The sequence below is a fragment of the Pseudomonas sp. F220 genome (assembly GCF_057813935.1).
In genome coordinates this window covers 38362-62416 of sequence record NZ_JBVASJ010000029.1, presented here as the reverse complement: position 1 = coordinate 62416, position 24055 = coordinate 38362, and the positions used below count along the sequence as shown (strand labels likewise).

Annotated in this window: 28 protein-coding genes and 2 pseudogenes; 13 read left to right on the top strand and 17 right to left on the bottom strand. The window is 57.9% G+C overall.

Translation table 11 applies throughout. The features are described from left to right. Positions 1-55: 55 nt before the first annotated feature. From hpaI to ACZYSM_RS21540, 8 genes are all read right to left on the bottom strand, one after another. Positions 56-856, bottom strand: coding sequence for a 4-hydroxy-2-oxoheptanedioate aldolase (gene hpaI / locus ACZYSM_RS21575; RefSeq protein WP_489074377.1), 801 nt, complete (start codon positions 854-856; stop codon positions 56-58). Between the two features lie 18 nt (positions 857-874). Beyond that, positions 875-1678, bottom strand: coding sequence for a 2-oxo-hept-4-ene-1,7-dioate hydratase (hpaH, locus tag ACZYSM_RS21570; RefSeq protein ID WP_489074375.1), 804 nt, complete (start codon positions 1676-1678; stop codon positions 875-877). A 12-nt stretch (positions 1679-1690) separates the two neighbouring features. Next, positions 1691-2995 (bottom strand): MFS transporter, encoded by a 1305-nt coding sequence (locus ACZYSM_RS21565; protein WP_489074373.1) that lies wholly within the window; start codon positions 2993-2995, stop codon positions 1691-1693. 49 nt (positions 2996-3044) lie between these two features. Next, a complete protein-coding gene (locus ACZYSM_RS21560; RefSeq protein WP_489074371.1) occupies positions 3045-3437 on the bottom strand; it encodes a tautomerase family protein in 393 nt (130 codons plus the stop codon). A 250-nt stretch (positions 3438-3687) separates the two neighbouring features. Beyond that, positions 3688-4545, bottom strand: a complete 858-nt coding sequence (gene hpaD / locus ACZYSM_RS21555) for a 3,4-dihydroxyphenylacetate 2,3-dioxygenase (protein WP_489074369.1) — start codon at positions 4543-4545, stop codon at positions 3688-3690. 182 nt (positions 4546-4727) lie between these two features. Beyond that, positions 4728-6188 (bottom strand): 5-carboxymethyl-2-hydroxymuconate semialdehyde dehydrogenase, encoded by a 1461-nt coding sequence (hpaE, locus tag ACZYSM_RS21550; RefSeq protein ID WP_489074367.1) that lies wholly within the window; start codon positions 6186-6188, stop codon positions 4728-4730. Between the two features lie 5 nt (positions 6189-6193). Then, positions 6194-6979: a fumarylacetoacetate hydrolase family protein gene (locus ACZYSM_RS21545; RefSeq protein ID WP_489074365.1), complete on the bottom strand. Its 786-nt coding sequence runs from the start codon at positions 6977-6979 to the stop codon at positions 6194-6196. Between the two features lie 11 nt (positions 6980-6990). Further along, positions 6991-7647: a fumarylacetoacetate hydrolase family protein gene (locus ACZYSM_RS21540; RefSeq protein ID WP_489074363.1), complete on the bottom strand. Its 657-nt coding sequence runs from the start codon at positions 7645-7647 to the stop codon at positions 6991-6993. A gap of 189 nt (positions 7648-7836) precedes the next feature. Between ACZYSM_RS21540 and hpaA the strand changes: the two genes are divergently transcribed. Together hpaA and hpaR are read left to right on the top strand one after the other, a co-directional pair. Continuing rightward, complete coding sequence (hpaA, locus tag ACZYSM_RS21535) at positions 7837-8739, top strand: 4-hydroxyphenylacetate catabolism regulatory protein HpaA (protein ID WP_489074361.1); 903 nt, start codon at positions 7837-7839, stop codon at positions 8737-8739. A gap of 224 nt (positions 8740-8963) precedes the next feature. Continuing rightward, a complete protein-coding gene (gene hpaR, locus ACZYSM_RS21530) occupies positions 8964-9386 on the top strand; it encodes a homoprotocatechuate degradation operon regulator HpaR (RefSeq protein ID WP_489074359.1) in 423 nt (140 codons plus the stop codon). Here hpaR and ACZYSM_RS21525 read toward each other — a convergent pair. Then, positions 9377-9466, bottom strand: a pseudogene (locus tag ACZYSM_RS21525) (hypothetical protein); the annotation flags it as partial. The gene hpaR and the pseudogene ACZYSM_RS21525 sit on opposite strands and share 10 nt — an antisense overlap. Before the next feature lie 61 nt (positions 9467-9527). Here ACZYSM_RS21525 and ACZYSM_RS21520 point away from each other — a divergent pair. Beyond that, positions 9528-9762 (top strand): annotated as a pseudogene (locus ACZYSM_RS21520) (transposase); the annotation flags it as partial. 38 nt (positions 9763-9800) lie between these two features. On the opposite strand, the gene ACZYSM_RS21515 reads toward ACZYSM_RS21520, so the two are convergent. The 3 genes from ACZYSM_RS21515 to ACZYSM_RS21505 are packed head-to-tail and all read right to left on the bottom strand — an operon-like array spanning position 9801 to position 10655. Further along, entirely contained in the window at positions 9801-10013 is a 213-nt protein-coding gene (locus ACZYSM_RS21515) for a GDCCVxC domain-containing (seleno)protein (RefSeq protein ID WP_489074357.1), read from the bottom strand. Between the two features lie 6 nt (positions 10014-10019). Next, positions 10020-10295: a mercury resistance system periplasmic binding protein MerP gene (gene merP / locus ACZYSM_RS21510; protein WP_489074355.1), complete on the bottom strand. Its 276-nt coding sequence runs from the start codon at positions 10293-10295 to the stop codon at positions 10020-10022. Between the two features lie 12 nt (positions 10296-10307). Next, positions 10308-10655, bottom strand: coding sequence for a mercuric transporter MerT family protein (locus ACZYSM_RS21505; RefSeq protein WP_489074353.1), 348 nt, complete (start codon positions 10653-10655; stop codon positions 10308-10310). A gap of 75 nt (positions 10656-10730) precedes the next feature. Here ACZYSM_RS21505 and merR point away from each other — a divergent pair, with 75 nt between their 5' ends. The 4 genes from merR to ACZYSM_RS21485 all read left to right on the top strand — a co-directional run bounded on the left by merR (position 10731) and on the right by ACZYSM_RS21485 (position 13076). Further along, positions 10731-11129 carry a mercury resistance transcriptional regulator MerR gene (merR, locus tag ACZYSM_RS21500; protein WP_489074351.1) on the top strand — a complete coding sequence of 133 codons (399 nt, stop codon included), beginning with the start codon at positions 10731-10733 and terminating at the stop codon, positions 11127-11129. A gap of 190 nt (positions 11130-11319) precedes the next feature. Then, entirely contained in the window at positions 11320-11913 is a 594-nt protein-coding gene (locus tag ACZYSM_RS21495) for a cytochrome b/b6 domain-containing protein (RefSeq protein ID WP_489074349.1), read from the top strand. A gap of 3 nt (positions 11914-11916) precedes the next feature. After that, entirely contained in the window at positions 11917-12690 is a 774-nt protein-coding gene (locus tag ACZYSM_RS21490; protein WP_489074347.1) for a molybdopterin-dependent oxidoreductase, read from the top strand. Between the two features lie 68 nt (positions 12691-12758). After that, positions 12759-13076 (top strand): hypothetical protein, encoded by a 318-nt coding sequence (locus ACZYSM_RS21485; protein ID WP_489074345.1) that lies wholly within the window; start codon positions 12759-12761, stop codon positions 13074-13076. 479 nt (positions 13077-13555) lie between these two features. Here the strand turns inward: ACZYSM_RS21485 and ACZYSM_RS21480 are convergent, their stop codons facing one another. Genes ACZYSM_RS21480 through ACZYSM_RS21470 form a run of 3 tightly spaced genes read right to left on the bottom strand, consistent with a single transcriptional unit; the run spans position 13556 to position 15314 of the window. Next, entirely contained in the window at positions 13556-13744 is a 189-nt protein-coding gene (locus ACZYSM_RS21480) for a DUF1289 domain-containing protein (RefSeq protein WP_489074343.1), read from the bottom strand. A 3-nt stretch (positions 13745-13747) separates the two neighbouring features. Continuing rightward, positions 13748-15028, bottom strand: coding sequence for a CDF family Co(II)/Ni(II) efflux transporter DmeF (gene dmeF, locus ACZYSM_RS21475; protein WP_489074341.1), 1281 nt, complete (start codon positions 15026-15028; stop codon positions 13748-13750). Between the two features lie 7 nt (positions 15029-15035). After that, positions 15036-15314 (bottom strand): metal/formaldehyde-sensitive transcriptional repressor, encoded by a 279-nt coding sequence (locus tag ACZYSM_RS21470; RefSeq protein ID WP_322183987.1) that lies wholly within the window; start codon positions 15312-15314, stop codon positions 15036-15038. 147 nt (positions 15315-15461) lie between these two features. Here ACZYSM_RS21470 and tnpB point away from each other — a divergent pair, with 147 nt between their 5' ends. Both tnpB and ACZYSM_RS21460 read left to right on the top strand, forming a co-directional pair. Continuing rightward, a complete protein-coding gene (gene tnpB, locus ACZYSM_RS21465; RefSeq protein WP_489074338.1) occupies positions 15462-15716 on the top strand; it encodes an IS66 family insertion sequence element accessory protein TnpB in 255 nt (84 codons plus the stop codon). Further along, complete coding sequence (locus ACZYSM_RS21460) at positions 15626-15988, top strand: ASCH domain-containing protein (RefSeq protein WP_489074412.1); 363 nt, start codon at positions 15626-15628, stop codon at positions 15986-15988. The genes tnpB and ACZYSM_RS21460 overlap by 91 nt, the downstream gene beginning before the upstream one ends. Before the next feature lie 116 nt (positions 15989-16104). Here ACZYSM_RS21460 and ACZYSM_RS21455 read toward each other — a convergent pair whose 3' ends face one another. Next, positions 16105-17535: a GGDEF domain-containing protein gene (locus ACZYSM_RS21455; RefSeq protein ID WP_489074335.1), complete on the bottom strand. Its 1431-nt coding sequence runs from the start codon at positions 17533-17535 to the stop codon at positions 16105-16107. 467 nt (positions 17536-18002) lie between these two features. Continuing rightward, a complete protein-coding gene (locus ACZYSM_RS21450; RefSeq protein ID WP_489074333.1) occupies positions 18003-18773 on the bottom strand; it encodes a DeoR/GlpR family DNA-binding transcription regulator in 771 nt (256 codons plus the stop codon). 265 nt (positions 18774-19038) lie between these two features. Here ACZYSM_RS21450 and ACZYSM_RS21445 point away from each other — a divergent pair, with 265 nt between their 5' ends. The 4 genes from ACZYSM_RS21445 (at position 19039) to hemN (ending at position 24018) form a co-directional block, all read left to right on the top strand. Continuing rightward, the gene (locus ACZYSM_RS21445) at positions 19039-20319 is read left to right on the top strand and encodes an HAD family hydrolase (RefSeq protein WP_489074331.1); all 1281 of its coding nucleotides are present in this window, start codon (positions 19039-19041) and stop codon (positions 20317-20319) included. Positions 20320-20661: 342 nt separating this feature from the next. Beyond that, the gene (locus ACZYSM_RS21440) at positions 20662-21105 is read left to right on the top strand and encodes a CopD family copper resistance protein (protein WP_489074329.1); all 444 of its coding nucleotides are present in this window, start codon (positions 20662-20664) and stop codon (positions 21103-21105) included. Between the two features lie 129 nt (positions 21106-21234). Continuing rightward, positions 21235-22623 (top strand): oxygen-independent coproporphyrinogen III oxidase, encoded by a 1389-nt coding sequence (locus tag ACZYSM_RS21435; RefSeq protein ID WP_489074327.1) that lies wholly within the window; start codon positions 21235-21237, stop codon positions 22621-22623. Positions 22624-22629: 6 nt separating this feature from the next. Further along, on the top strand, positions 22630-24018 hold the full coding sequence (gene hemN / locus ACZYSM_RS21430; RefSeq protein WP_489074325.1) for an oxygen-independent coproporphyrinogen III oxidase: 1389 nt from the start codon (positions 22630-22632) through the stop codon (positions 24016-24018). The last annotated feature ends 37 nt before the right edge of the window (positions 24019-24055 follow it).

Below are 24055 nucleotides of genomic sequence, written 5' to 3'. Positions count from 1 at the left end.
GTGTCTGGACTACCATCGCGAGCAAGCTCGCTCCTACAGGAGGGCGGCGGCGTGTTCAGTACACGCCGCCGGAGCTGGTGGGCGCCGTAGCGTCTTTGAATTTTCCAGCAAGGGTTTGCAGGCCGCGCATCAGCACCGTGGTGTCGACGCCGACTGCAACGAACGCCGCGCCCAGCTCGATATAGCGCCGGGCGAGTGTCTCGTCTGCGCTGAGAATGCCTGCGGCCTTGCCGGCCTTCTGAATCCGCACAATGGCGTCCTCGATGGCCGCCTGCACTTCGGGATGTCCCGGATTGCCGCGATGGCCCATGGACGCACTCAAATCCGCCGGGCCGATAAACACCCCGTCGACGCCCTCGACCGCCGCAATGGCCTCCAGGTTGGCCAGGCCTTCTCGGTTTTCGATCTGCACCAGCAGGCACATCTGTTCGTCGGCCTGATCCAGGTAACCGGGAATACTGTTCCAGCGCGACGCTCGGGCCAGAGCGCTGCCCACACCACGGATGCCCTGGGGTGGATAGTGAATCGCGCGCACCAGTTCCCGTGCCTGCCCGGCGCTTTCGACCATGGGTACCAGCAAGGTCTGGGCGCCGATATCCAGCACCTGCTTGATCAGCGCGGTATCGCCGATCACCGGGCGGATGATCGCCTGGCTGGCATAGGGCGCGACGGCTTGCAGTTGACTGAGCATGCCGCGCAGGTCATTAGGCGCATGTTCGCCGTCGATCACTAGCCAATCGAAACCGGCATTCGCCGCCAACTCGGCGCAATAGGCATCGGCCAGACCGAGCCAGAGGCCGATCTGTGCGTCGCCGCTTTTCAGACGTTGCTTGAAGCGGTTTATGGGCATGTCCATAGAACAGTCCTCCAGGGATCAGACGAAACGGCAAGAAATGGAACCCAACATATCGTAGTCGACATGGAAGGTATCGCCGGGGTTGGCCGACACTGGACGGGTAAAGGAACCGCCGAGAATGATCTGACCTGCTTGCAGGGTGACGTCGTATGCGGCCAGCTTATTCGCCAGCCAGGCCACGCCTTTGGCTGGATGATTGAGCACTGCAGCCGAAACCCCGGACTCTTCGATCACTCCGTTGCGGTACAACACCGCAGGCACCTTGCGCAGGTCGATCTCGGTCGGCCGTACGGCACGCCCGCCCATGACCACACCGGCGTTGGCGGCGTTGTCGGAAATGGTGTCGAACACCTTGCGTGTTGCGTTGGTCTGCGGGTCGACCTGCTGAATCCGGGCGTCGATGATTTCCAGCGCAGGGATCACCCATTCAGTGGCGTCGAGCACATCGAAGATTGTGCAGTTCGGGCCTTTGAGCGGCTTGCCAAGAATGAACGCCAGCTCCACTTCTACCCGCGGCACGATGAAGCGCTCGAAAGGAATGTCAGTGCCCTCGTCGAAGAGCATGTCGTCGAGCAGGGCGCCAAAATCCGGCTCGGTGATGTTCGAGGACACTTGCATGGCCCGGGAAGTCAAACCGATCTTGTGCCCGACCAGCTTGCGCCCGTCCTTGATTTTCTGTGCGACCCAGGCACGCTGGATGGCATACGCGTCTTCGATCGTGATAGCCGGGTGATCGAGGGAAAATTGCCGGACCTGCTCCCTGGAGCGTTCGGCCCGGTCCAGTTGTGCGGCGGCTTGCAGGATTTGCTGTTGATCGAGCATGACGAAGATCTCTTACTGTGGGTTGACGATGGCCGCGTTGGTACGCAGGACCAGGAAGCCGCCAAAGGCGATAAGCAGCGCCAGCACGTACAGGGCCAGGCTGGCGCTCTGAGTGGTGTCGCGCATCCAGCCGATCAGGTAGGGCGCGAGGAACGACGCGATGCTGCCGAACGAGCTGATCAGCGCGATACCGGCGGCCTGGGTGCCGTTGGAGAGAAAGGCCGGCGGCAGTTGCCAGAACATCGGCAAGGCGGCGCTGGCGCCCATCCCGGCGACAATCAGCCCGCCGAGCACCAGCAGCGGATTGCCCGGAGCCAGGCCGGCCACGGCGATCCCGGCGGCGGACATCAGCAGCGGCACACAGAGGTGCCAGCGGCGTTCGCGGTGACGGTCCGAAGAGCGTCCGCAGCCGATCATGAAGAAGCAGCCGGCCAGATAGGGCACGGCACTGAGCAGGCCGACCTGGCTGTCGCGGCCGATGCCGGCGCCGTGGATCAGCGTCGGCATCCAGAACGCCAGCGTGTTGACCGCCAGCATCACCGCGAAGTAGATCGCCACCAGCAGCCAGACCTGCGGATCGCGCACAATGCCACCGAAGGAGGTAATGGATTTACGGTGTTCTTCGCTGCTCAGTTGCGCACGCAGTTGTTGTTTCTGCGTTGGGTTGAGCCACTTCACCGCATCAAAACTGTCCGGCAGGCACTTGAGGACCACCAGGCCCAGCAGGATCACCGGTGCACCTTCGATCAGGAACATCCACTGCCAACCGCGCAGCCCGCCGAAATCATGGAAGTTTTCGAGAATTGCGCCGGACAGCGGTCCGCCAATCACCCCGGCCATCGGCACGGCAATGGCGAACAGCGCAGTGACCTGAGCCCGGCGGCGGGCCGGGTACCAGCGATTGAGAAACACCAGGATCCCGGGGAAAAAGCCGGCTTCGGCCACGCCCAGCAGAAAGCGCAGGACATAAAAACCGCTGGAGCTTTCGATCCACAACATGCTGGTTGAAAGCACACCCCAGACCACCATCAGGCTGGCGATCCAGCGCCGCGGCCCGACCCGGTCCAGGGCCATGTTGCTCGGCACGCCGAACAGCGCGTAGGCAATGAAAAACAGCCCGGCTCCGAAGCCGTAGACCGTGTCGCTGAAGTTCAGGTCGGCACTCATCTGCATCTTGGCGAAGCCGATGTTGATCCGGTCCAGGTGGGCGAACAGGTAACAGATCAACAGCAATGGCATCAGTCGCCAGGTAACGAGGCTGTGGGTTCGATCATGCTCGGCAAGGGTGGTGCTGTCGGCAGTATTGGCGGTGCTCATGATGTTGTACTTTTTGTGAGAGTGGCCGTAGACGGAAGGAGGGCGTTGATCAGCCCGCCTGGTTCTTCAAGAAGGCATGCACATTGTTCTGTTTGAAATTCAGTTCGGGGTGCAGTTCGATCATCTCGAACGACAATGCGAGCAAGCGTTGCGACTGCAGCTCGGCGAAGTGCTCGGTGATCACGTTGAACAGCGCTTGGGCGACTGTTTGCCGGGTTGATAGATCCCGCCCGTGACCGACCTTGAGCGTCATATGGACGAAGGCGTAATCGTGCTTGCCATCGGCCATGCGCCAGGTGTCCAGGCGCACACCGCGACTGCGGATGCCACCCAGGGGAAACACGCCGCTGTCTCCCAGGACGGTGTGAACCTTTTCAAATAGCGCGGGCAAGTCCGCCTGCTGCTCGATGTTGTCGGTGTATTCGGCGATGAAATGCGGCATGTGAGTCTCCCGCGTGGGTAGTTGTCGGCATAGGCGTCTACGCATCTGTTGATGTTTCGCATCGCGTAGCAGCTGTCGAGCGGAGCGAGGCAGCGTCCGGCTGCGAAGCAGTCGTAAACCCGTGCACCTCGGTGTTTCAGGTAAATCGAGAGGACCGGTTTTACGAGGACTACGTCCTCGGACGCTGCCTCGTTCTACTCGACAGCTGCTACGCAAGTTCCCGTCTTCAGAAGTGTGTAGGTACCTGCGCTCAGAGTGGGAAAATGGCGTTGATCTGGCCGGTGCCGGAACTGCCGAAGGGCTGAGTGATGATCTCGGCAGGTTTGTTGTATTCAGGCCCGCCGAGCAGTCCGAGGAGCATCGCGGTGTCGTGCATCTTGCCTTCGCCGAAGCAATGCTCGGCGTAGTCCGGGAGCATCGCGCAGAACTCCTTGAAGCGGCCTTGCTTCCACATCTCGACCACGTGCAGGTCCATCTGCTTGTCGAATTCGCGAGTCCAGTTGTGAATGTTGGCTTCGGCTTCGCGGTCGTCGGAGAAACGGTGGGACAGCGAGCCCGAGGCCAGTACCAACACCTTGCGGTCACTCTTTTCGATGGCCCGGCGCACGGCGGCGCCGAAGGCAAAGCTGTCTTCCAGGCGATGCCAGGCGCACCAGGCGGCGATGGAGATCACGTCGAATTTCTGCTCGTCGGGTACGCCCATGTGCATGTAGCGCATCGGCACGAGGGTGCCGTATTCCAGCTCCAGGCTCGGGATGTTGTGCGCCATGGTGCGCACGCCGGCCAGACTGGCCTCGGCGGCGATCAGCTCGCCCAACGCTGGACAGCCTGGGTACTCGTACTCCATGTTCTTGATGAAGTGCGGCAGCTCGTTGCTGGTATAGGTGCCCTTGAAATGCTCGCCGCAGTTGACGTGATAGCCGCTGTTGACCAGCCAGTGCACATCGAACACCACCGAGGTATCGGCACCGAGCTCGCGGGCGCGACGGCCGATTTCCTTGTGTCCGGCAATCGCCGCTTCCCGACAACCGTGATGCTTGCCGGGGAGTTCTGACAGGTACATCGAGGGTACATGGCAGATCTTCGCGGCCAGGACGACTTCGCCCATGATGATTCTCCTGAATAATTGTTCTTGTTGGACCGATGAGGGTCTTTTTTGTGGAATTGGGCGTGCCCTAATTCCCTTGTAGGAGCGAGCTTGCTCGCGATGGACTCAAGGGCGCCGCGTTTATTCAGAACATACGCGTTATCGTTGACGTCCTTCGCGAGCAAGCTCGCTCCTACAGGGCGTTACACCCCCCAGCGCGGGATGTGATGGCTGCCCATTGAGATGCAAACGTTCTTGATCTCGGCGAACACTTCGAAGCTGTACTGTCCGCCTTCACGACCGGTGCCGGAACCTTTCACACCGCCAAATGGCTGGCGCAAATCACGCACATTCTGGCTGTTGATGAACACCATTCCGGCTTCGATGCCACGGGCCAGACGATGGGCCTTGCCGATGTCCTGGGTCCAGATGTAGGACGCCAGACCGTACTCCGTATCGTTGGCCAGTTGCAGGGCTTCGGCTTCGTCCTTGAACGGGATCAAGCACACCACCGGGCCGAATATCTCTTCCTGGGCGATGCGCATCTTGTTGTTCACATCAGCGAACACCGTCGGCTGGATGAACTGGCCGCGGCTCAGGTGTGCCGGTAGATTGGCCGGACGCTCCAGGCCACCCGCCAGCAGGGTGGCGCCTTCTTCAATACCGATCTTGATGTAGCCGGTGACCTTGTCGTAGTGGGCCTGGGTGATCATCGACCCGACCTGGGTCTTCGGATCCTGTGGGTCGCCGACGATCAGTCGTTTGGCGCGGGCCGCGAATTCGGCGACGAAGGTCGGATACACGCTTTCCTGAATGAAGACTCGGCTACCGGCGGTGCAGCGTTCGCCGTTCAGCGAGAAGATGGTGAACAGCGCCGCGTCGAGTGCCCGTTCCAGGTCCGCATCTTCGAAGATCAGCACCGGCGACTTGCCGCCCAGTTCCATGGAGTACTTTTTCAGACCCGCGGTCTGCATGATTTTCTTGCCGGTGGCGGTGCCGCCAGTGAAGGAAATCGCCCGTACATCCGGGTGCCGAACCAGGGCGTCACCCGCAGTGGCGCCGTAGCCCTGGATGACGTTGAGTACACCATTGGGAATGCCAGCCTCAACAGCCAAACGACCGAGTTCGTTGGCCGTCAGCGGTGACAGCTCGGACATCTTCAGCACCGCGGTATTGCCCAGTGCCAGGCACGGTGCAGTTTTCCAGGTGGCGGTCATGAACGGTACGTTCCATGGCGACACCAGGGCGCAGACACCTACCGGCTGATACAAGGTGTAGTTGAGCATCTGGTCGTCGACCGGGTAGCTGTGACCGTCCATGCGGGTGCAGACTTCGGCGAAGAAATCGAAGTTGTGCGAGGCACGCGGGATCAGCACGTTTTTGGTCTGGTGAATTGGCAGACCAGTGTCCAGGGTTTCCAGCTCGGCCAGGCGCGGGACATTCTGCTCGATCAGCTCGCCGAGCTTGCGCATCAGTCGGGCACGTTCCCTGGCGGGGGTGTTGGCCCACTTCGGGAAGGCTTCCTTGGCTGCGGCAACGGCCTGAGCGACTTCTTCGGCGCCGCCACTGGCGACTTCACCGATGGCTTCGCCGGTGGCCGGGTTGTAGTTGACGAAAACGTCTTTGCTTTCGACCTCTCGGCCGTTGATCCAGTGTTTGATCATGGTGCTCAAGCCTCTTTACGGGCGGAGAAAAATTCCGCTTCACTGACAATTCGATTGACCAGGCGGCCGACGCCTTCCACTTCCACAATCACTTCATCGCCTGGCACCACATCGGCCAGACCTTCTGGCGTGCCCGTGGCGATCATGTCGCCGGGCTGCAGGGTCATGAAGCTGGACAGGTATTCGATCAGGTAAGGGATGTCGAAAATCATGTCCTTGGTGCTGCCTTCCTGACGCAGCTCACCGTTGACCCAGGTGCGCAGTTTCAGGTTGCTCGGGTCCGGCACGTCGGCGACGTCGACAATCCACGGACCGATGGGCGTCGTGGCATCGCGGTTCTTCACCCGCAGGTTGGGCCGGTAGTAGTTTTCCAGGTAGTCACGGATCGCGTAGTCGTTGCATACCGTGTAGCCGGCCAGATACTCCAGGGCATTCTCACGCTTGACGTTGCGTGCCGGCTTGCCGATGACGGCTACCAGCTCACACTCGTAGTGCATGTAGGCGACGTTATCCGGACGCCAGGTGGTCTGGTTGTGGCCGGTGTAGGTGCCAGGGGATTTGATGAACGCCAAGGGCTCGGTGGGCGGCTTGAAGGCCAGCTCGGCGGCGTGGTCGGCGTAGTTCAGGCCCAGGGCGAACATGCTGCCGGTGGCCGGTGGCAGCCATTGCACCTGATCTTCGGCCAGCAGGCGGCCGTCGGCCAGGCGTACGGCATGGCTGTTATCGGTAGGGTTGTCTTCGACATGGGCGAGGTGGACTTCGCCTTCAAAGCGGATACGGGCATGTTTCATGGAAGCTCCTGTTACTCGGCGACGATGTGGTTGACGAGGCGGCCCAGGCCGCTGATTTCGACTTCGACGGTGTCGCCGGGCTGGACATCGACACGGCCTTCAGGTGTGCCGGTGATCAGCACATCGCCTTCGTGGAGGGTCATGAACTCGCTGACTTCGGCAATCAGCTGGGGAATGTTGCGGACAAAGTTGGCCGTGGAGTTTTCCTGGCGCAGTTCACCGTTGACGAACAGTTTCAGGCTCAACTGATGCGGATTGGCGACCTGGTCACGGGCCACCAGTTCAGGGCCCAGCGAGCAGAAGCCGTCACGGCACTTGGCTTTTACCGCCGGGCGGTAGTAGCTGTCTTCCGGCAGGCTGAACTCATTGACGATGGTGTAGCCGGCCACATATTCCAGCGCATGTTCAACACTGACCCGGCTGGCACTCTTGCCGATCACCACGCCCAAAGCCGGGCCCGGTTGCAGGCGTTCACCTTGCGGATGGACCACCGTGCGATCGTGGCTGTTGCGGGTGTTGGGCGTCTTGATGAACAGCACCGGTTTGATCGGCGGTTTCTGATAAGGCGCTTGCTCGAATTCGGCGATACGTTGGTTCAGCAACCCTTGGTAGTTCAGCGCGACGCCGAACAGGGTGCCGTTCGCAACATCATGCAGGGCACGGCTCATGCTTTTCTCCTGGCAGTGGCGGAGCAGTGGCTGCTCTGCCGAATATTCGTTAACCTATTAACGTTATAATTAATATGTTAACCATCGTCAAGCGTGGCAAAATCCTCTGGCAATGGTTAGTCGCCTGAAACCGGCGCAGGATGAAAGTCCTTGCACTGCCAACACCCAAACAAGAAAGAGAACCGAGCGATGATCGATCGTCAGCCGATTCCCAATATCAACATCGGTCAGGTCTACGACCAACGCTACAGCGATGCCGAAGTGCACTACGACAAACTCGGCAACCTGGCGGGGTTCTTCGGCCGCAACATGCCCGTGCACCGACACGACCGGTTCTTCCAGGTGCATTACGTGAAGAGCGGTGCGGTGCGGGTCTATCTGGATGACCAGCAATACCTCGAGTCGGGGCCGATGTTTTTCTTCACTCCACCGACGGTGGCCCATTCCTTCGTCACCGAAGCGGACGCCGACGGGCATGTGCTGACGGTGCGTCAGCAGCTGGTCTGGCAGTTGATCGATGCCGACCCCAGCCTGGCACCCGGCCCGCAGTTGCCGGCGGCCTGCGTGGCGCTTGCGCGGCTGGCACCACAATTCCAGCCCGAGGTCAGGAGGCTGGAGTTTTTGTTCGAGGAACTGTGCGGCGAGATCAACACCGATGGGCCAGGGCGGGGTTCGGCTCTGGACAGCTTGACGCGATTGATCATGATCAGCCTGCTCAGGTTGTGCGCCAACTCCCTGGAAGCTCGCCCGGCGCGCCACGAAGACTTGCGGATCTTCCATCGCTTCAATGAATTGATCGAAGACCATTACCTGCAGCACTGGCCCCTGTCGCGCTATGCCGACGGTATTGGTGTTACTGAGGCACGGCTCAACGACGTCTGTCGGCGCATTGCCGACCTGCCGTCGAAACGCTTGATTTTCGAGCGGCTGATGCAGGAGGCCAAGCGTCTGTTGCTGTTCACTGGCAATTCGGCCAACGAAATCTGCTACCAACTGGGGTTCAAGGATCCGGCCTATTTCAGCCGGTTCTTCCAGCGTTATGCACAGATGACCCCAGGGGAATATCGCCTGCGGCAGTCGGGTTTGCGCTGATACAGCCATGCTCGCTACTCGATAGGCTTATAAAAAACACTCTGAGCTGTGGAGCAATCATGGTCGCAGTCGGTGCCCTGAAAAATGGCTTTTACAGGGAACCGATTGCACTTTTCATGGGCGGGTCACCGCAAGGCCCAGCTGGCTTTGCTGTCATGGATAGTTGCATGCACTCTGTGCCGACTCTAAGCTTCGGAGCTTCGACCTCTTTTTGCGCGTGAACCATGCCGACCCCCAGACCGTCCCTTACGCTCACCTTATTGCAGGCCCGCGAAGCGGCCATGGCATTTTTCCGGCCGTTGCTCAATGAGCATGATCTGACTGAACAGCAGTGGCGGGTGATTCGCATCCTGCGCCAGCAGGGCGAACTGGAAAGCCATCGGCTGGCTCATCTGGCGTGCATTCTCAAGCCGAGCATGACCGGCGTTCTGTCTCGGCTGGAGCGTGACGGTATCGTGCGGCGCAGGAAGTCGTCCGAAGATCAGCGCCGGGTGTTCGTCGCCCTCACCGAGCGGGGGCAGCAGTGTTTCGTCGACATGAGTGCGGGGATGGAAAGCAATTACTTGAAGATTCAGGAACAGTTCGGTGAGGAGCCGCTTGAGCAGTTGCTGGAACTGCTCAATAAGCTGAAGAGCATCAAGCCCTGACCGACGAAACCACGATCGATGGAGCGTTTGCCGTCATCCTGGAACCAGTAGCCAACATCGCTGAAGAGGTTTTTGTAGGTGGTCTAATGAAACCGGACACCTATTTATTAGGCGAGACTGCTCGCCAGATAGAGGTGTCTGATGACCACGCAACGTCGTTCCTTTTCCGCTGAATTCAAACGAGAGGCCGCAGGCCTCGTGCTCGATCAAGATTACCTCCACATCGAAGCCAGTCGCTCGCTTGGGGGTTGTCGAGTCCGTATTACGTCGCTGGGTTAACCAACGCCAGCAGGAGCGCAACGGCGTTGCTCCGCAGAGCAAAGCGCTGACGCCTGAACAGCAGAAAATCCAGGAACTGGAAGCTCGAATCGCTCGCTCGCTCGCCAGCAACAGCGCATCAGCCTGGTGTGCCTCCTATTCACAACACCCACGTTGCACTTGAATGGGTGGGCATTTCACCGAGCCGAAGGAGCAGAATACGCAGCAGTGGCCTGGATCAGGACGCAGTAGTTTCTTGCAGTTGTTGCATTCGTAGAAGTACAGACAGGCATCTGTGGGCATGGTTTCCTGCCTGGCGAAACCACAATGCGGGCAGGTCAGCACGGACTCAAGAACAATGGTGCTCATGGGGCATCACTTCTGCACGATGGAGGGATAACCTGCGTTCATGGTCGCCTTGGTGAGCGCTTCGTACGTGGTTTGGTCCGGGGCGAAGGTCACAGTGGCCGTTTTCTTGTCGAAATCGACCGTGACCGCATTGACGCCTGGTACCTTCTGTAGTGCCTTCTTCACTGTGATCGGGCAAACCTCGCAGGTCATGTTCTGCACTCCGAGCGTAATGGATATCGGCGGGGCGGCCAGCGCTGCCAAAGGTAAGCTGACCAGCAGGGCAATCAGTAGTTGGCGCATGGTGATCTTCTCTCAGTAAAACAGTGGGGCGAACCAAGGCACGGCCAATAGGCCGAGCAGGAGTACTGCAACCAGCCAGAAAATGAACCGTTGCCGTTTGAGGGGACGAGAGACAGCGCAAGACGAACCCGAAACGCAGGTCTGCGGTACAAGGTAGAGCTTGTAGAAGGCCATACCGAGAAATAGCAGCGTCAACCCGATGAAGATCGGGCGATAGGGCTCCAGTGCCGTCAGATTTGCGACCCAGGCACCGCCGATCCCAAGGGTCAGTAATACCAGTGGTCCGACACAACATACTGATGCCCCAATGGCGGCAAGCGCACTGGCGAACAGTGAGTTTTTTCCCGTGATTAATGCCATGTCGATTTCCTTGAGGCTGTTTGCCCAAGTGATACTCTAAACCCTGTACCCAGGTACGGAATCAAGGGGAACGTGGTGTCGAAAGAGCTGACCATTGGAAAACTGGCGGATGCAGCTGGAGTGAGTGTCGAGACCATTCGCTATTACCAGCGACTCGGCCTGCTGGATGAGCCCATCAAGCCGCTGGGTGGTCACCGCCGCTATACGGTGGAGCAGGCAGCGTGCCTGCGCTTTATCAAACGAGCACAGGCACTCGGCTTTACGCTATCCGAAATCGGTGGACTGTTACGGCTGGATAAAGGCTGTGCGTGCGTCGAGACTCGGGCATTAGCAGTCAGTAAACTGGCGCTAATTGAAAAGAAAATCACCGACCTTGCCGCGTTGCAAAAGAATCTGGTCAGCTTGGTGCAGCAATGTGACGCCGGAGAGGGAGGGTTGAATTGTCCAATCATCGAGGCGTTGGAGCATGAGTAATGCTGCTTACCCAGGATGAATAATGTAAAACGACGCCTGTAAACCGATGCTAGTCTTGATAGATACGACGCCAGGTGGGCGCTGTTTGCGACTCCATTGGAGTTGCTGGTTAACAATGGGGGGGTTGAGCCAACACACTTCGTGGTGGTTGGGGGGAATTCGCCGGCGCGGTGCCGGCAGGATAGGGATTATGAGTAGCTCCCAAACCATTCACCCCATCTGGCTCCGGTTGACCCATTGGGTCAACGTCATCGCGGTGCTCATCCTGCTGATGAGCGGCTGGCGTATCTATAACGCCTCTCCGATCTTTTTCTTCCAGATTCCCGCCGGTATCACCCTGGGTGGTTGGTTGGCGGGTGCGCTGCTTTGGCATTTTGCGGCGATGTGGATACTGGTCATTAACGGCACTGTTTACCTCCTCCTTAATATTTTCTCCGGCCGCATCGCCTACAAGTTTTTCCCGATACGCCCCGCCGAAGTCTTTCATGATGTGCTGGCGGCCCTCAGGGGCAAGCTTGCCCATGCCGACTTGCGGCAATACAACTCCCTGCAAAAGCTCGCCTACCTCTTTGTCGTGCTCGATCTCATTGTGCTCGTGCTGTCGGGCCTGGTGATCTGGAAGTCGGTACAGTTTCCTCTGCTGAGGGAGCTGATGGGTGGTTATGACTCAGCGCGCATCGTGCATTTTGTCTGCATGGCCCTGTTGGTCGCCTTTACCGTGGTGCATCTGGTGATGGTGGCCCTCGTGCCGCGCACCCTGATAGCCATGCTGCGTGGGCGCTAAACCATGATCAGAAAGATTAAAAAAGACCGGTTTGATGAATCCGCCATCATCCAGGCGGTGGCGCAGGAGCTTGATCTACCCGCGCGTAGACAATTTCTTCAGCATGTCTGGACGCTGGGCGCGATTGCCTTGCTGACGGGCTGTCGCCTGGATGACAGTGACTCCGTGGAGTCCATGCTGAAAATGGTGTCGCGCTTCAACGACAAGGTGCAGGCGGCGCTATTCGATCCGGGCAGGCTGGCACCGACCTACCCTGAGTCGATGATGACACGCCCCTTTCCCTTCAATGCCTATTACGACCGCGACGGCATTCCGGACATCGACGGTGATGATTTCAAACTCACGGTCGGCGGCCTGGTCCAGGATAAACATAGCTGGACCCTCGCCGAGCTGAACCAGTTGCCGCGAACCACTCAGGTCACGCGCCTGATTTGCGTGGAGGGTTGGAGCGCCATCGGCAAATGGGGTGGGGTGACCTTTGCGACCTTTCTGCGACGTGTGGGCGCCGATACCAGTGCCAAATATGTCGGACTCAAATGCGCCGATGACTATTACACCAGCATCGACATGCCCACGGCTTTACACGCGCAGACGCTGCTCACCCTGAGTTATGACGATCAGGTATTGCCGCCGGAGTACGGTTACCCCCTGCGGCTGCGTATGCCGACCAAACTGGGCTTCAAGAACCCCAAACACGTTGTGGAGATTTTTGTGACCAATGATTATCCCGGTGGCTACTGGGAGGATCAGGGTTACAACTGGTTCAGTGGCAGTTGAGCGATCGGCTGTCCTGAAAAACGGCGGATTGCCGCTGTCGTTAACGCGAACTACACGGGAAAAATGACATGAAAAAGCTGATTGTTACGGCGGTTGCCGCCGTTGTTCTGGGCCTGGCCGCTGCCCCACTGTTTGCAGCTGAAACAGGCACCAGTGATATGAACAAGGAGCAGATGGACAAGGGCACGATGAAAAAGGATGAAATGAAAAGCGATACCGTGAAGGCCAAGCACCACTACAAGACCAAAGGCGACCAGAAGAAGAGTGACGCCATGGGCAAAAGTGATGCGATGAAAAAAGACAGCATGGATAAAGGCGGCGCCATGAAGAACGACGGCATGGAAAAAAAGGACAATATGAGCAATGACACGATGAAGACATATTAAGGCGCCCAGTCGCTACAGCTCTGGATCGCGCGTGCTCCCACCTGGGACATTCCAGGACCATTTGCACCTGCTGATTGACGGACGCTCCAGAGAAGTCGTCTGCCAATAACCGGAGGGCTCGATGCTTATCGTCCTGGTCTGGATGGCCGCATTGGCAGGTGTTTGGTGGGATTTCAAGCGCAACTGAATAGCGGTCTGTTCATTAAACCAAAGCGGCCCCTCGTGACAGGCGACTGCCGATCGTCAAAACGAAAGCGAGAGCACCTTTTCAATAGGCGCAAGAAGACATGAGCATGGTGGCGCGAGGCTGTGTTTTTACGCACCACCCAGCGCCTCAGATGGACCGCTGGTTGTGAAAATGCAGCGACCCGCATTTACTGCGATTATCGAGCAGCAGTGACTGCAAACCAACGCAGCTGCCTGGATCGAAGCTCGCCGCGCCTTGCGCGTTTGGGCCGCCGCAAAAAACTGCATCCAGGCTACTTGGGAATCGCGTCTCGTTGCAGTTTCGCTAACCGCTTTGGACGCTCGTTGATTACCTGATGACGGCGATGATCCGTCATTTTTTTCCAGCCACGAATTTCCTCCAGGGTGCGCAAGCAGCCTACGCAAAGGGTGGTCTTGCCATCGAATTTACAGACTTCGGTGCAAGGGGATTTGACAGCCATTGCTCAGGCCTCCGCTTCTGGATGCACTTCAACCGTGAGATGGGACAACCCTTTGAATTGGGCAAGATGCTGATGGTAAAACTGTGAGGTGCGTTTCGGCTCGCGTGTGACGACCGAAACCACCGCGCCGAGATGCCCTGGGCCGAGCCGCCAGACATGCAAATCCACCAGTTTGTCACCGGCCTCGTCAATCACCGTCCTGATCTTGCCTTCAATCCGGGTGTCTGCACTGGCATCCACCAGGATCGCACCGGTCTGGCGTATCAGACCGTAAGACCAGTTGGCGATCACGAGTGCCCCAACGATACCGGCCAGTGGGTCCATCCACAGCCAGCCAAATGCCTGGGCCAACAGCAGACCGATGATGGCCATAACTGACACGGCCGCGTCCGCAATGACGTGAATGTAAGCAGCTCGCATATTGTGGTCGCGGCTGTCCACACCATGGTTGTCGTGAGCATGCTCCGTGAATTCGACGGTCTGTTCACCCGATGGCAGGGCAACGGCTACCTTGAAACCATGCGGCTCCGGAATGTCGCTGGTGGATTCCAGAAAGCCGGCTTTCTGCATAAAGTTGAACACTTGCCGCGAACCGTCCTGGCGTATCGTCGTAACCGTGACATCGCTTGGCGAGAGTAGGGGGCCTGAGCCTTCGGTGGAAAAGCGAAACACAGGCGGAACACCCTCTTCGAAGATCGACAGTTCGAACACCCCTTCAGAAGTGACAATCCGCTGCATTTCCTCATGATGATCATCATGTTCACCGCTCTCGGCATGCCCATGACTGTGTCCATGGCTGTGCCCGTGGTCATGCCCATGATCTGCGCCGCTCAGCAGCCAGGCACTGGCAATATTCACGGCCAAGCCAACGACGGCGATCGGAATGGCTTCGCTGAAATGGATAGGTACCGGGGACAGGAAACGGGAAACGGCTTCGTAACCTATCAGTAAGGCGATCATCGCCAGAATGATGGCGCTGGTGAAGCCCGCCAGATCACCCAGCTTGCCGGTGCCAAACACGAACCGCCGATCATTGGCGTACTTACGCGCATAGGTGTAGGCCAGCGCAGCGATCAACATGGCACCCGCGTGCGTGGACATATGCAAGCCGTCCGCGACCAGTGCAAGTGAGCCGTACAGGTTGCCGCCGATGATCTCGACCAACATCATGGCCGTGCACAGCGTAATCACAGCCCACGTCTTGCGCTCATTTTTTTCATGGCCCACGCCTAGAAAGACGTGATCATGACCGACATTAAACGGTGCTTCGTACAGGTTATTCATACTGAGTTCACTTGAAATAGCTGCGGACGATTTCGATCAGTTGCTCTTTGGCATCATTCGGCTCCTTGCCGTCAGCAAAATCCGCATCAATCAAATGCGTGCGGATATGGTCCTCCAACACCACCGTCAAGAGACCGTTCATGGCACCCCGGCAACTGGTGATTTGCTGGAGTACCTCAATGCAATCACGTTCCTCGTGCAGCGCACGTTCAATCGCTTCGAGCTGACCACGAATACGACTGACACGATTCAATAGCTTTTTCTTGTCCTTGATGGTGTGACCCATGATTGCATCTCGAGATCAAAATATACTGTAGGGGGGTATACATTACATGATCGAGGTGTAGACCCGCCATAGAGTTCTGATATTCGGTAGGCGCAAAAAGCACTAGGGTGTTTTTTTGTGGAATCGACTTAACGGAGCACTCGTTGTATGAGCGGCTCTGCCTGTGCTTATCTGTTTGCCAACCGCCGCGCCAATCGTATAAAGGTGCTGGTGCATGACGGGCTTGGCATCTGGCTGCACGCCGTTTGCATCAGGGGAAACTCTTCTGGCCTGGCTCTCGACACGGTTCGACGAATTTTTAGGAGAAAACCATCAAAGCCTTATCAATTGTACGACCTAGTGGAAGCCGAATCGCTTCTGGTGAGAAAACCCTTGAAATTCGTCGCTGGCATCCGGAATTAGATCCCTTCGAGGATCTGCTGATTGTCGAAAATGGGCGATTTCTTCGTACCGATGGAGACGAAGACAGTGATGGTATTGCCGTCGCAATCGTCCGCGTCAAAGCTGTGCGTCCGTTCACGCCAGGTGACGTGCAAGCGGCGTGCGCAAGTTATTTTGAGGATGGCTGGCTTGCATGGGAGCTGTGTTATGTAAGGCCTGTTACGACCCCTGTGACTGTCCGAGCGGCGCGCGGTATTTACGAGGCAGACTTCTTGCTCCCGCAGGGACAGTAACCATTACGTAAGGTGAGTTGAGCGGACGCTTAAGAACGTTTATGAGTAACGCCCAATGCTGTGGCGAAAAGCTGGGCGTATCGGTGCCGACGCTTTCAGCGACGTCAAAATGATGGTCAGGGCAGAGGTTGGAGGCTGGTTTTGATGGTAGTGACCACACGGTTACGGCCTTGGTGTTTAGCGTGATACAGGCGTTGATCGGCTACGTGCAGAATTGCCTCGATGGTGTCGCCGTCGCGGCCAGATTGCGATATGCCGATGCTCACTGTGACCATAGTTAACCGCTGCAGGCCGCTATTAAAAGAAGTGTTTGCAACGGTGGTTCGCAGACGCTCAGCGATTACGCGCGCGCCTTCGAGTGAAATCTGAGGTAGCAGTATCATGAACTCTTCCCCGCCCACTCGGGCTACGCCGTCATACGGCCGGATCGAATCGAGGCATTTCTGCACGAACTCCTTCAGGATGTCATCGCCCACCTGATGTCCGAAGCGATCGTTGATGGACTTGAAATTGTCCAGATCGAGTGCCAGTACGGAGAACGGCGCACCGCCGCGCGCGGTCCGGCCAATTTCGGCTTCGACCCGCTCCATGAACCGACGCCGATTATCAGCGCCTGTCAGTGGATCGGTTGCTGCAAGGTGGCCGAGTTCTTGATTGGTGCGCTGGAGCTCCTGCAGGGCGCTCTCGGTGTACGCCATCGCCTCGGCAAGACGCACCATCAGCTCCTCTTGGCTGTAAATATTCGAGAACGAGCGCGTGGTGAGGAACGCTTGCACTACCCCATAGCTCAATAGGAAGAATCCGGCGGCGAAGATCGCATGAGCGAGCCACCACATGTGGTTCCACGGACGTCCAAGGATGAAGGCGAGAGATGACAGCGCGAACGCGGTGACCGAGATGGCAAAAATCACCATCAGCGGTGAACGGAAACGGCGCAGCAGGATCATTGCCACGTTCAATGTGGAAAAAACGAGGGCACCACCTTCCATCGAGAGGCGCACCGCGAGATGGCCTGCGATCGGCGAATTCGCAACGTACGCCACTGCCACGTCAACCAGCAGGAACAGTCCTATCCAGGTCAACCAGGGGAGGGGCTTCATTCGTTGGTCCGCGGCATCAGGCGGGCGGTGGTATGACAGCATTCCGACAAACAGCAGAATCGCCATGACCAGTCGAGAGGCCGGTCCATAAAGCAGGAAGAGCCAGATATTGTGGTGTGCGAGCCCAGTGAACGCACCATGCAACGCATAGATCAGCACAAAACCGAAAAAGCCAAGCGTCATCCATCGCAGCAGCGGTTCTCCCGATGACTGATAGCAGCGCCACGTTACGTAAGTAACAAACAAGCCCTCTAAGGTGGCTGCCGTGATTGCAATTATATGGAACGCGTGGTTCTCGAATATAAGGGTGGGGTCCTGAAAGAAGAATAAGTAGACAATCAGATAGGCGGGAATAAGCGCAAATCCTGCGAGCAGCAAGCAGGCATAAACCTTGATCATGAGACGGACGGCTTCAGGTGGCTCGCCAGTGGCGATGGTATTGCTCATGGTTCCCTCCAATTTTAAATCTATTTTGCCAACACCGGTCCGGTGTTGGCTCCAAAGCCGCCTACCTGCCAACTGTCCCTCGCGCCATTACGCAAATAGGTGATGGACCGATACATTGCATTTCAATTTTAGACACCTCACCAGTTTCTGCTGCCGAAGTAGGTAAAAATGTTCACGCGAACACAATTAACTAATAACGAATGTCTGGTTATTCTCATTGGTCAGGGGTTAGCTGTCCTTCCCAAAATCAGGTGGACACCCTGTCTGGACTTAGCGTAGCCAGCTAGATGACTAGGCAATCTTCAGCGACTCCGGTCGCCATTCGGTCTGCTGGATACGCTTGTCGCCGCGGCCGACGCGCCAAGAGATCTGATTCATGAAAACCTCAGTCCACACCGATCGAGCCGGTTGCGCCGCACATTGGGCATCATGCTGCCCGAATTCCTGTCGGAACCGGTAGGCCACCGCTACACTAGGATAATGCGTTTCAGCTTGGCATTCAGTGCGGCGAACGCCGCTTCGGTACTGGCCTTGTGGTTGGTGATGAGCACGTCGATGCGTTCTGGCGGGCAGAAGGCGACGCGGCTCTCTACGCCGATCTTGCTGTAATCGGCCAGGATGACCACGTGCTCGGCATGGTCAGCCATGGCGCGCGCGACTTCGGCTTCACGGTGGTCGTAGTTGCTGGCGCCGCGAAGGGCGTTGATGCCGACGGGCGACAACAGCGCGAAGTCGGCCCGATAGCGGCCAATTTCCGCCACCGTGGTGCCACCCACTGTAGCCGGAGCACGGTCGTCGAGCGAACCACCCAGTACGATCACCTCGTTGTGCTGGCTGCCTGGCGCGGCGGGATTACGCAATTGCAGAGCCACGTTGAACGAGTTGGTGATCACGGTTAACCCGCCCAGCTTGGCCAGCTCTTCGGCGAGGATGACGGTGGTGGTGCCGGCGTCGATAAACACAGTCTGTCCGTGCGACAGCAGGCTGACCGCGGCGCGCGCGAGGTCACGCTTGAATCTGACGTTGATGTGCGCCCGTTCGGCGATTGGCGCCTCGTCCTCGACGCGGATGGCGCCGCCGTGTATCCGCTTCAACTCCCCCAGATTTTCCAGAGCTACCAGGTCGCGCCGCACAGTCTCGCGTGAAACATTCAGCTCCGCGCCGATGCGGTCGGTGGTGACGCGCTGCAAGGTTGATAGCAGTGCGCGGATCCGCTGGTAACGCTCTTCTTGCCACATGCCTGGTGTCCCTGCTGTTTGAGTCGCTGTCCGAGCACGCATTGTGGAGGGGTGTCGGTCGCTGTCAAGTTTGGTGCGGCCCCCATGATCATTGGGCTGGCGCGGTCTGCACGTCATATTTGTGTAATATTGAGGCATTGTTGTTTTTTTGTGTATTTGGAGATAGCCTCGTGGCCGGACGGTTTCTTCCCCTCGTCCTTATTTCGAAACACGCTTTCGCCATCGCCTCGGTTGTAACCTCTCGTCTAGAAGTAGGAGCTATGCCATGCAGCGTCGCCAGTTTCTGAACACCCTCGCTACTGTTTCCGTCGTAACCCCGCTTTTGTTGAGCTCCCGTATAACGCAAGCCGCCACGCCCCCGGCCACACCGAGCGCGCTGGATCCGGCGCGCTGGTCGCCGCTCAATACCCAACGCCTGCAGGCGGTGATCGACCAGCACGGCGTCAAGAGCGCGTCCTACCGCCCGGAGCAGCGCCCGTACGCGGTGTTCGACTGGGACAACACCTGCATCATGAACGACTGTGAAGAAGCGCTGCTGGTCTACCAGATCAATCATCTGCAGTACAAGCTGACACCCGATGAGTTCGCCACCGTGCTGCGCCAGGACGTGCCGAACGGCGCGTTCATGAAGGACTACACCACCGTGGACGGCAAGCCGGTCAAGATGGAAGACATCGCCAGTGACGTGGAAGCTGACTACCGCTGGTTGCACGCTAACTACCAGGGACTTGCCGGCGACAAGAGCCTGGAAGAGATCCAGGCCAGCGAGCAGTACAAGGATTTTCTCGCCAAGCTCTACTTCATGTACGACGCGATCTGCGACAGTTACCCGGTGGAGATCGGCTACAAGTGGATTCTGTACTTCTACAAGAATATGACCACGGCTGAATTGCAGGCGATGGCCGAGGCCTCCAACAACTACGCCATCGGCGACGCGCTGCGCAAGGTCAAGTACGAGAGCTCACGCACATTGCCGGGCAAGGCAGGTGTGGTGGCGGACACCCACTTCCATGGCATCCGCATCCATGAGGAGATCCGCGGCCTGATGCACTCGCTGCGCGCCAACGGCATCGACGTGTATGTCAGCACCGCCTCGATCGACGACGTGGTGCGTGTATTCGCCGGCCATCCCAATTACGGCTACGGCGTGCCACCTGAGAACGTGATCGGCCTGCGCATGGCGATGGAAGAAGGTAAGTACACCAGTCGCTATCTGCCGGGCTGGCACTTCAACTACGGGCCGGGCAAGACCGTCGGTATCAAGAACGTGCTGGTGAAACAGAAGGGCTACGGCCCGGTGCTGGTGGCCGGCGACAGCGACGGTGATGCCTGGATGCTGCGCGACTTCAACGACACGGCGGTGGGGGTGATCGTCAACCGCATGAAGAAGGGCGAGATCGGCGCCGACAGCCAGCAGGCTGCCACCCAACTGGGCACCCCGAACGCCCGCTTCATCCTGCAGGGGCGCGACGAGCACACTGGCCTGATGATTCCGGACGAAAAATCGCTCAAGTACGGTAAAAGCGAGCTTAAGCTGCTGGCGTGATGGCACTGGCTCGCGGGTGGTCGGTTGCCATCCGCGAGCCACAGTGCAACGACTAAAAAATCAATAGGTCGGTCAGCCACATCTGTTCGACTTTCCCGCCCATCAAAAACGGACATCTGTCGTGGTGGCCCGGATTAACGGGACTCAGCCAACGAGGTGAGTCTCTGATCTGAATCCGCATTGCCATGCGTTGATGTTGATCAGCGTCAAGGTCGAGCAGAGGGGTAAGGCACGATAATGCTGTGTGCATTGCCGTCCGTTGCAAGTTCGCCGGGCAGACCAGCGTCGAAATGCGAAAGCAGGGGCGCGTGGCGAGTAGTGCCGAACTGAAGGCGCAAGACCATGATCTATCCACTCCTGTTGACCTTGCATTTATTCGCCGCACTGATCTTTATCGGAACGGTGTTCTTCGAAGTCTTGTTCCTGGAAAGTATCCGCAAACAGTTATCTGCCAAGGTGATGCTCCTGGTCGAACAGGGTATCGGCCGTCGAGCCCGCACGTTGATGCCTTGGGTCTTGCTGGTGTTGTTCGGCGCGGGGCTGGGCATGGTCTGGCTGCGCTATTTGCCAGCGCTTGCCTCGCCACTGGCCTCATCGTTCGGCACCTTGTTGACGTTGAAGATCATTCTTGCCGTTAGCGTATTGCTGCACTTTTTGGGGGCCATGTTTCTTTTTAAAAGTGGGCGCATGAAGGCCCGGTATCTGCACTTCATTCATGGCAGCCTGTTCTGCCATATGGTCGGCATAGTGCTGTTGGCCAAAGGTATGTTTTACCTGACGTGGTGACCGGGCGTTGAGAACCATTGGACCAGCAGTCTTATTCTGCGAGCGCTTCACCTGCGCTTGATGCAAATCAAGGAGCATCGGCCGGTAAACCCGGACACTGGTTATCCGGAACCAGTCTCGGAGACCGTCATGCTCGATCTCTTTCATAACCCCAGCGAGCACAACCCCAGCGAGCACAACCCCAGCGAGCTGATTATTCGGCGCGATCAAGGCGTGCTCGACCCCAACTGCCATGCTGACACCCAAAAATTTCATGGTGGTATCGGCTCTCTGGATTTGCTTCGTGCATTGCGCAGCAGTCGCCAGAAGCAACGCCCGCTGTCCTTGAACGTGCAGTTACCCGCTAACCTGAAGCCTTCCGTGTGCTCCTCGCGCAATATCGCGTGTGAGCGCAGCGGTATCGAACAGTATCTTCAGTGTCTGGAGCACGAGATCGACCTGATCGGTTGCCATCTGGGTGCCGAGCAACGGGTCGAGCAGTTTCATCTGGGCGGCGGTACACCCGCCATTGCGCATGTGCAGCGGCTGATGAGTCATCTGCGTGGTCGCTTCAACTTTCTTGACTATGAGTGCGGCGATTACAGCATCGAGGTGGATCTTCACCATACCGACTGGGCGACCATGGGCTTGCTGCGCGACCAGGGGTTCAATCACGTCAGTATCGGCGTTCCGGATATCGCTACGGACAGTGAAATGTCAGTGGCCTGTTACCAGAATCCGGCTCCGATCCATTCGCTTATCGATGCCGCTCGCACCTTTGGCTATCGATCCATCAATGTTGATCTGGGCTTTGGCCATGCATGGCAGACGCCAGAAAGTTTCGCGCTGAAGCTGGCGACCATTATCGAGCTGGAGCCGGACAGGCTGCAGGTGTTCGATTATGCCCGGCCCCCCCAACGCTATCGGCCGGTGAGAGGGGATAAAGTGAGGGAGCGGTGCAGCCAGGACGATAAAGGCGCGATGCGTCAGATCTGCTTTGAACAGCCGATTGCTGCGGGTTATCACTACATCGGTCTGGGGCAGTTTGTCAGGCCCGATGATGATCTGGCGATCGCTCAGGAAAGAGGCCGGTTACGCCGCAACTGTCAGGGTTTTACCCGCCACGGCTATTGCGATCTTGTCGGCTTCGGGATGGGCGCCATCAGCCAGATCGACGATTTGTACGCGCAAAACACCGACGATCTGCTGCGTTACCAGTTGCAACTGGACCGGGGCCAGCTGGCAACCTGTCGCGGCTGGCGCTGTGAGGCGAGTGATCAGGTCAGGCAACTGGTCATGGAGCGCCTGGCGTGTGACCAGGAACTGGATATTCACGCCATCGAGACTCGTTATGGACTGATTTTTCGCAAGTACTTTGCATCAGCCTGGCCTTTGCTGGAGCAATTGAGTCGGGACGGGTTGATTGAACTGTCGGACCGTTTCATTTGCATTCTTCCCGCCGGCCGACCGGAAGTGGATGCCATCTGCAAGCTGTTTGAAAAGGATTTGGGCCAAGGCATTAACCCAACTGCGAGTTGATTGATCATGAAACCTTCGTTTGATTTCAATCGAGCCCTGGTCGAAAAGTATGACCGCCCAGGGCCGCGCTACACCTCTTATCCCACGGCTCCACAGTTCCATCAGGCGTTTGCCGTCGACGACTACCAGCGTGCCGCCCAGGACAGTAACCAGGCAGCTGTTCCCAAGCCGTTGTCGGTGTATATCCACATTCCGTTTTGCAAGAGCCTTTGCTACTACTGCGCGTGCAACAAAATCATTACGCAAAAAACCCATCGCGCGGTCGAGTACCTGGCGTACCTCAAGCGTGAAATCGTTATGCAGGCCGCGTTGTTCGACAGCACGCGCACACTCACGCAACTGCACTTGGGCGGTGGCACGCCGACCTATTTGACCGGCGAACAATTGGCTGACCTGATGGACTGCCTGCATCAAGCGTTTGACATGGATGACAGCGATGACCACGAATTCTCCATCGAAGTCGACCCGCGCACCATCAGCCCCGAGCAGGTTCAATCGCTGCGCCGCCTAGGCTTTAATCGCTTGAGCTTCGGCGTGCAGGACTTCGACCCCGACGTGCAAGCCGCGGTCAATCGGCAGCAAAGCGAAGAGCAGATTTACGCGCTGGTCGCTGCCGCTCGCCAGGCGCAATTCAAATCAGTCAGCGTGGATCTGATTTACGGGCTGCCATTGCAAACCGTGGCGAGTTTCGATGTCACCCTCGGCAAAATTATCGCTCTGTGTCCAGACCGGATTGCCGCCTACAGCTATGCCCATCTGCCGCAGCTGGTGCGCGCGCAACGGATGATTCGCCCTGCGGACATGCCGCCACCGGAGCGCAAGCTGGAATTGCTCGAGCTGACCATCCGCCGTCTGACCGAGGCCGGCTATGTCTATATCGGCATGGATCATTTCGCTTTACCGGACGACGAGCTGGCACTGGCCCGCGTCAACGGCACCTTGCAACGCAATTTTCAGGGCTACTCCACCCATGCCGATTGCGACTTGATCGGCCTTGGCGTGTCTTCGATCGGTAAGGTTGGCGACAGCTACAGCCAGAGCGTCAAGGAGCTTTCGCAGTACTACGCGCGTTTGGATCAGGGGTTGTTGCCGGTGCATCGGGGTTACCGTTTGAGCGCTGACGACCTGCTGCGTCGCGAGGTAATCAACGACCTGATGTGTCATGGGCGGATTGATTTTGGCAAGTTTGAAGTAAGTCATGGCATCCGCTTTACCGACTACTTTGCCGATGCACTGGCGCAACTTGAGGAGCATGTTCGCGACCGGTTGCTGGAGATTCACGAAGACGCGCTGGTGCTGTTACCTCAAGGGCATTTGATGATGCGCAGTGCCGCGATGGCTTTTGACGCTTATTTGGGTTGCGAGCAAAAAGGGCAGTTTTCCCGCACCGTTTGACGGCGATCAAGTTTGCCGGCCATGTCGCTTGCCAGGT

Coding starts and splice junctions, on each gene's coding strand:
- hpaI (WP_489074377.1), bottom strand. CDS start 856: ATGGACATGCCCATAAACCGCTTCAAGCAACGTCTGAAAAGCGGCGAC.
- hpaH (WP_489074375.1), bottom strand. CDS start 1,678: ATGCTCGATCAACAGCAAATCCTGCAAGCCGCCGCACAACTGGACCGG.
- ACZYSM_RS21565 (WP_489074373.1), bottom strand. CDS start 2,995: ATGAGCACCGCCAATACTGCCGACAGCACCACCCTTGCCGAGCATGAT.
- ACZYSM_RS21560 (WP_489074371.1), bottom strand. CDS start 3,437: ATGCCGCATTTCATCGCCGAATACACCGACAACATCGAGCAGCAGGCG.
- hpaD (WP_489074369.1), bottom strand. CDS start 4,545: ATGGGCGAAGTCGTCCTGGCCGCGAAGATCTGCCATGTACCCTCGATG.
- hpaE (WP_489074367.1), bottom strand. CDS start 6,188: ATGATCAAACACTGGATCAACGGCCGAGAGGTCGAAAGCAAAGACGTT.
- ACZYSM_RS21545 (WP_489074365.1), bottom strand. CDS start 6,979: ATGAAACATGCCCGTATCCGCTTTGAAGGCGAAGTCCACCTCGCCCAT.
- ACZYSM_RS21540 (WP_489074363.1), bottom strand. CDS start 7,647: ATGAGCCGTGCCCTGCATGATGTTGCGAACGGCACCCTGTTCGGCGTC.
- hpaA (WP_489074361.1), top strand. CDS start 7,837: ATGATCGATCGTCAGCCGATTCCCAATATCAACATCGGTCAGGTCTAC.
- hpaR (WP_489074359.1), top strand. CDS start 8,964: ATGCCGACCCCCAGACCGTCCCTTACGCTCACCTTATTGCAGGCCCGC.
- ACZYSM_RS21515 (WP_489074357.1), bottom strand. CDS start 10,013: ATGAGCACCATTGTTCTTGAGTCCGTGCTGACCTGCCCGCATTGTGGT.
- merP (WP_489074355.1), bottom strand. CDS start 10,295: ATGCGCCAACTACTGATTGCCCTGCTGGTCAGCTTACCTTTGGCAGCG.
- ACZYSM_RS21505 (WP_489074353.1), bottom strand. CDS start 10,655: ATGGCATTAATCACGGGAAAAAACTCACTGTTCGCCAGTGCGCTTGCC.
- ACZYSM_RS21495 (WP_489074349.1), top strand. CDS start 11,320: ATGAGTAGCTCCCAAACCATTCACCCCATCTGGCTCCGGTTGACCCAT.
- ACZYSM_RS21490 (WP_489074347.1), top strand. CDS start 11,917: ATGATCAGAAAGATTAAAAAAGACCGGTTTGATGAATCCGCCATCATC.
- ACZYSM_RS21485 (WP_489074345.1), top strand. CDS start 12,759: ATGAAAAAGCTGATTGTTACGGCGGTTGCCGCCGTTGTTCTGGGCCTG.
- ACZYSM_RS21480 (WP_489074343.1), bottom strand. CDS start 13,744: ATGGCTGTCAAATCCCCTTGCACCGAAGTCTGTAAATTCGATGGCAAG.
- dmeF (WP_489074341.1), bottom strand. CDS start 15,028: ATGAATAACCTGTACGAAGCACCGTTTAATGTCGGTCATGATCACGTC.
- ACZYSM_RS21470 (WP_322183987.1), bottom strand. CDS start 15,314: ATGGGTCACACCATCAAGGACAAGAAAAAGCTATTGAATCGTGTCAGT.
- tnpB (WP_489074338.1), top strand. CDS start 15,462: ATGAGCGGCTCTGCCTGTGCTTATCTGTTTGCCAACCGCCGCGCCAAT.
- ACZYSM_RS21455 (WP_489074335.1), bottom strand. CDS start 17,535: ATGAGCAATACCATCGCCACTGGCGAGCCACCTGAAGCCGTCCGTCTC.
- ACZYSM_RS21450 (WP_489074333.1), bottom strand. CDS start 18,773: ATGTGGCAAGAAGAGCGTTACCAGCGGATCCGCGCACTGCTATCAACC.
- ACZYSM_RS21445 (WP_489074331.1), top strand. CDS start 19,039: ATGCAGCGTCGCCAGTTTCTGAACACCCTCGCTACTGTTTCCGTCGTA.
- ACZYSM_RS21440 (WP_489074329.1), top strand. CDS start 20,662: ATGATCTATCCACTCCTGTTGACCTTGCATTTATTCGCCGCACTGATC.
- ACZYSM_RS21435 (WP_489074327.1), top strand. CDS start 21,235: ATGCTCGATCTCTTTCATAACCCCAGCGAGCACAACCCCAGCGAGCAC.
- hemN (WP_489074325.1), top strand. CDS start 22,630: ATGAAACCTTCGTTTGATTTCAATCGAGCCCTGGTCGAAAAGTATGAC.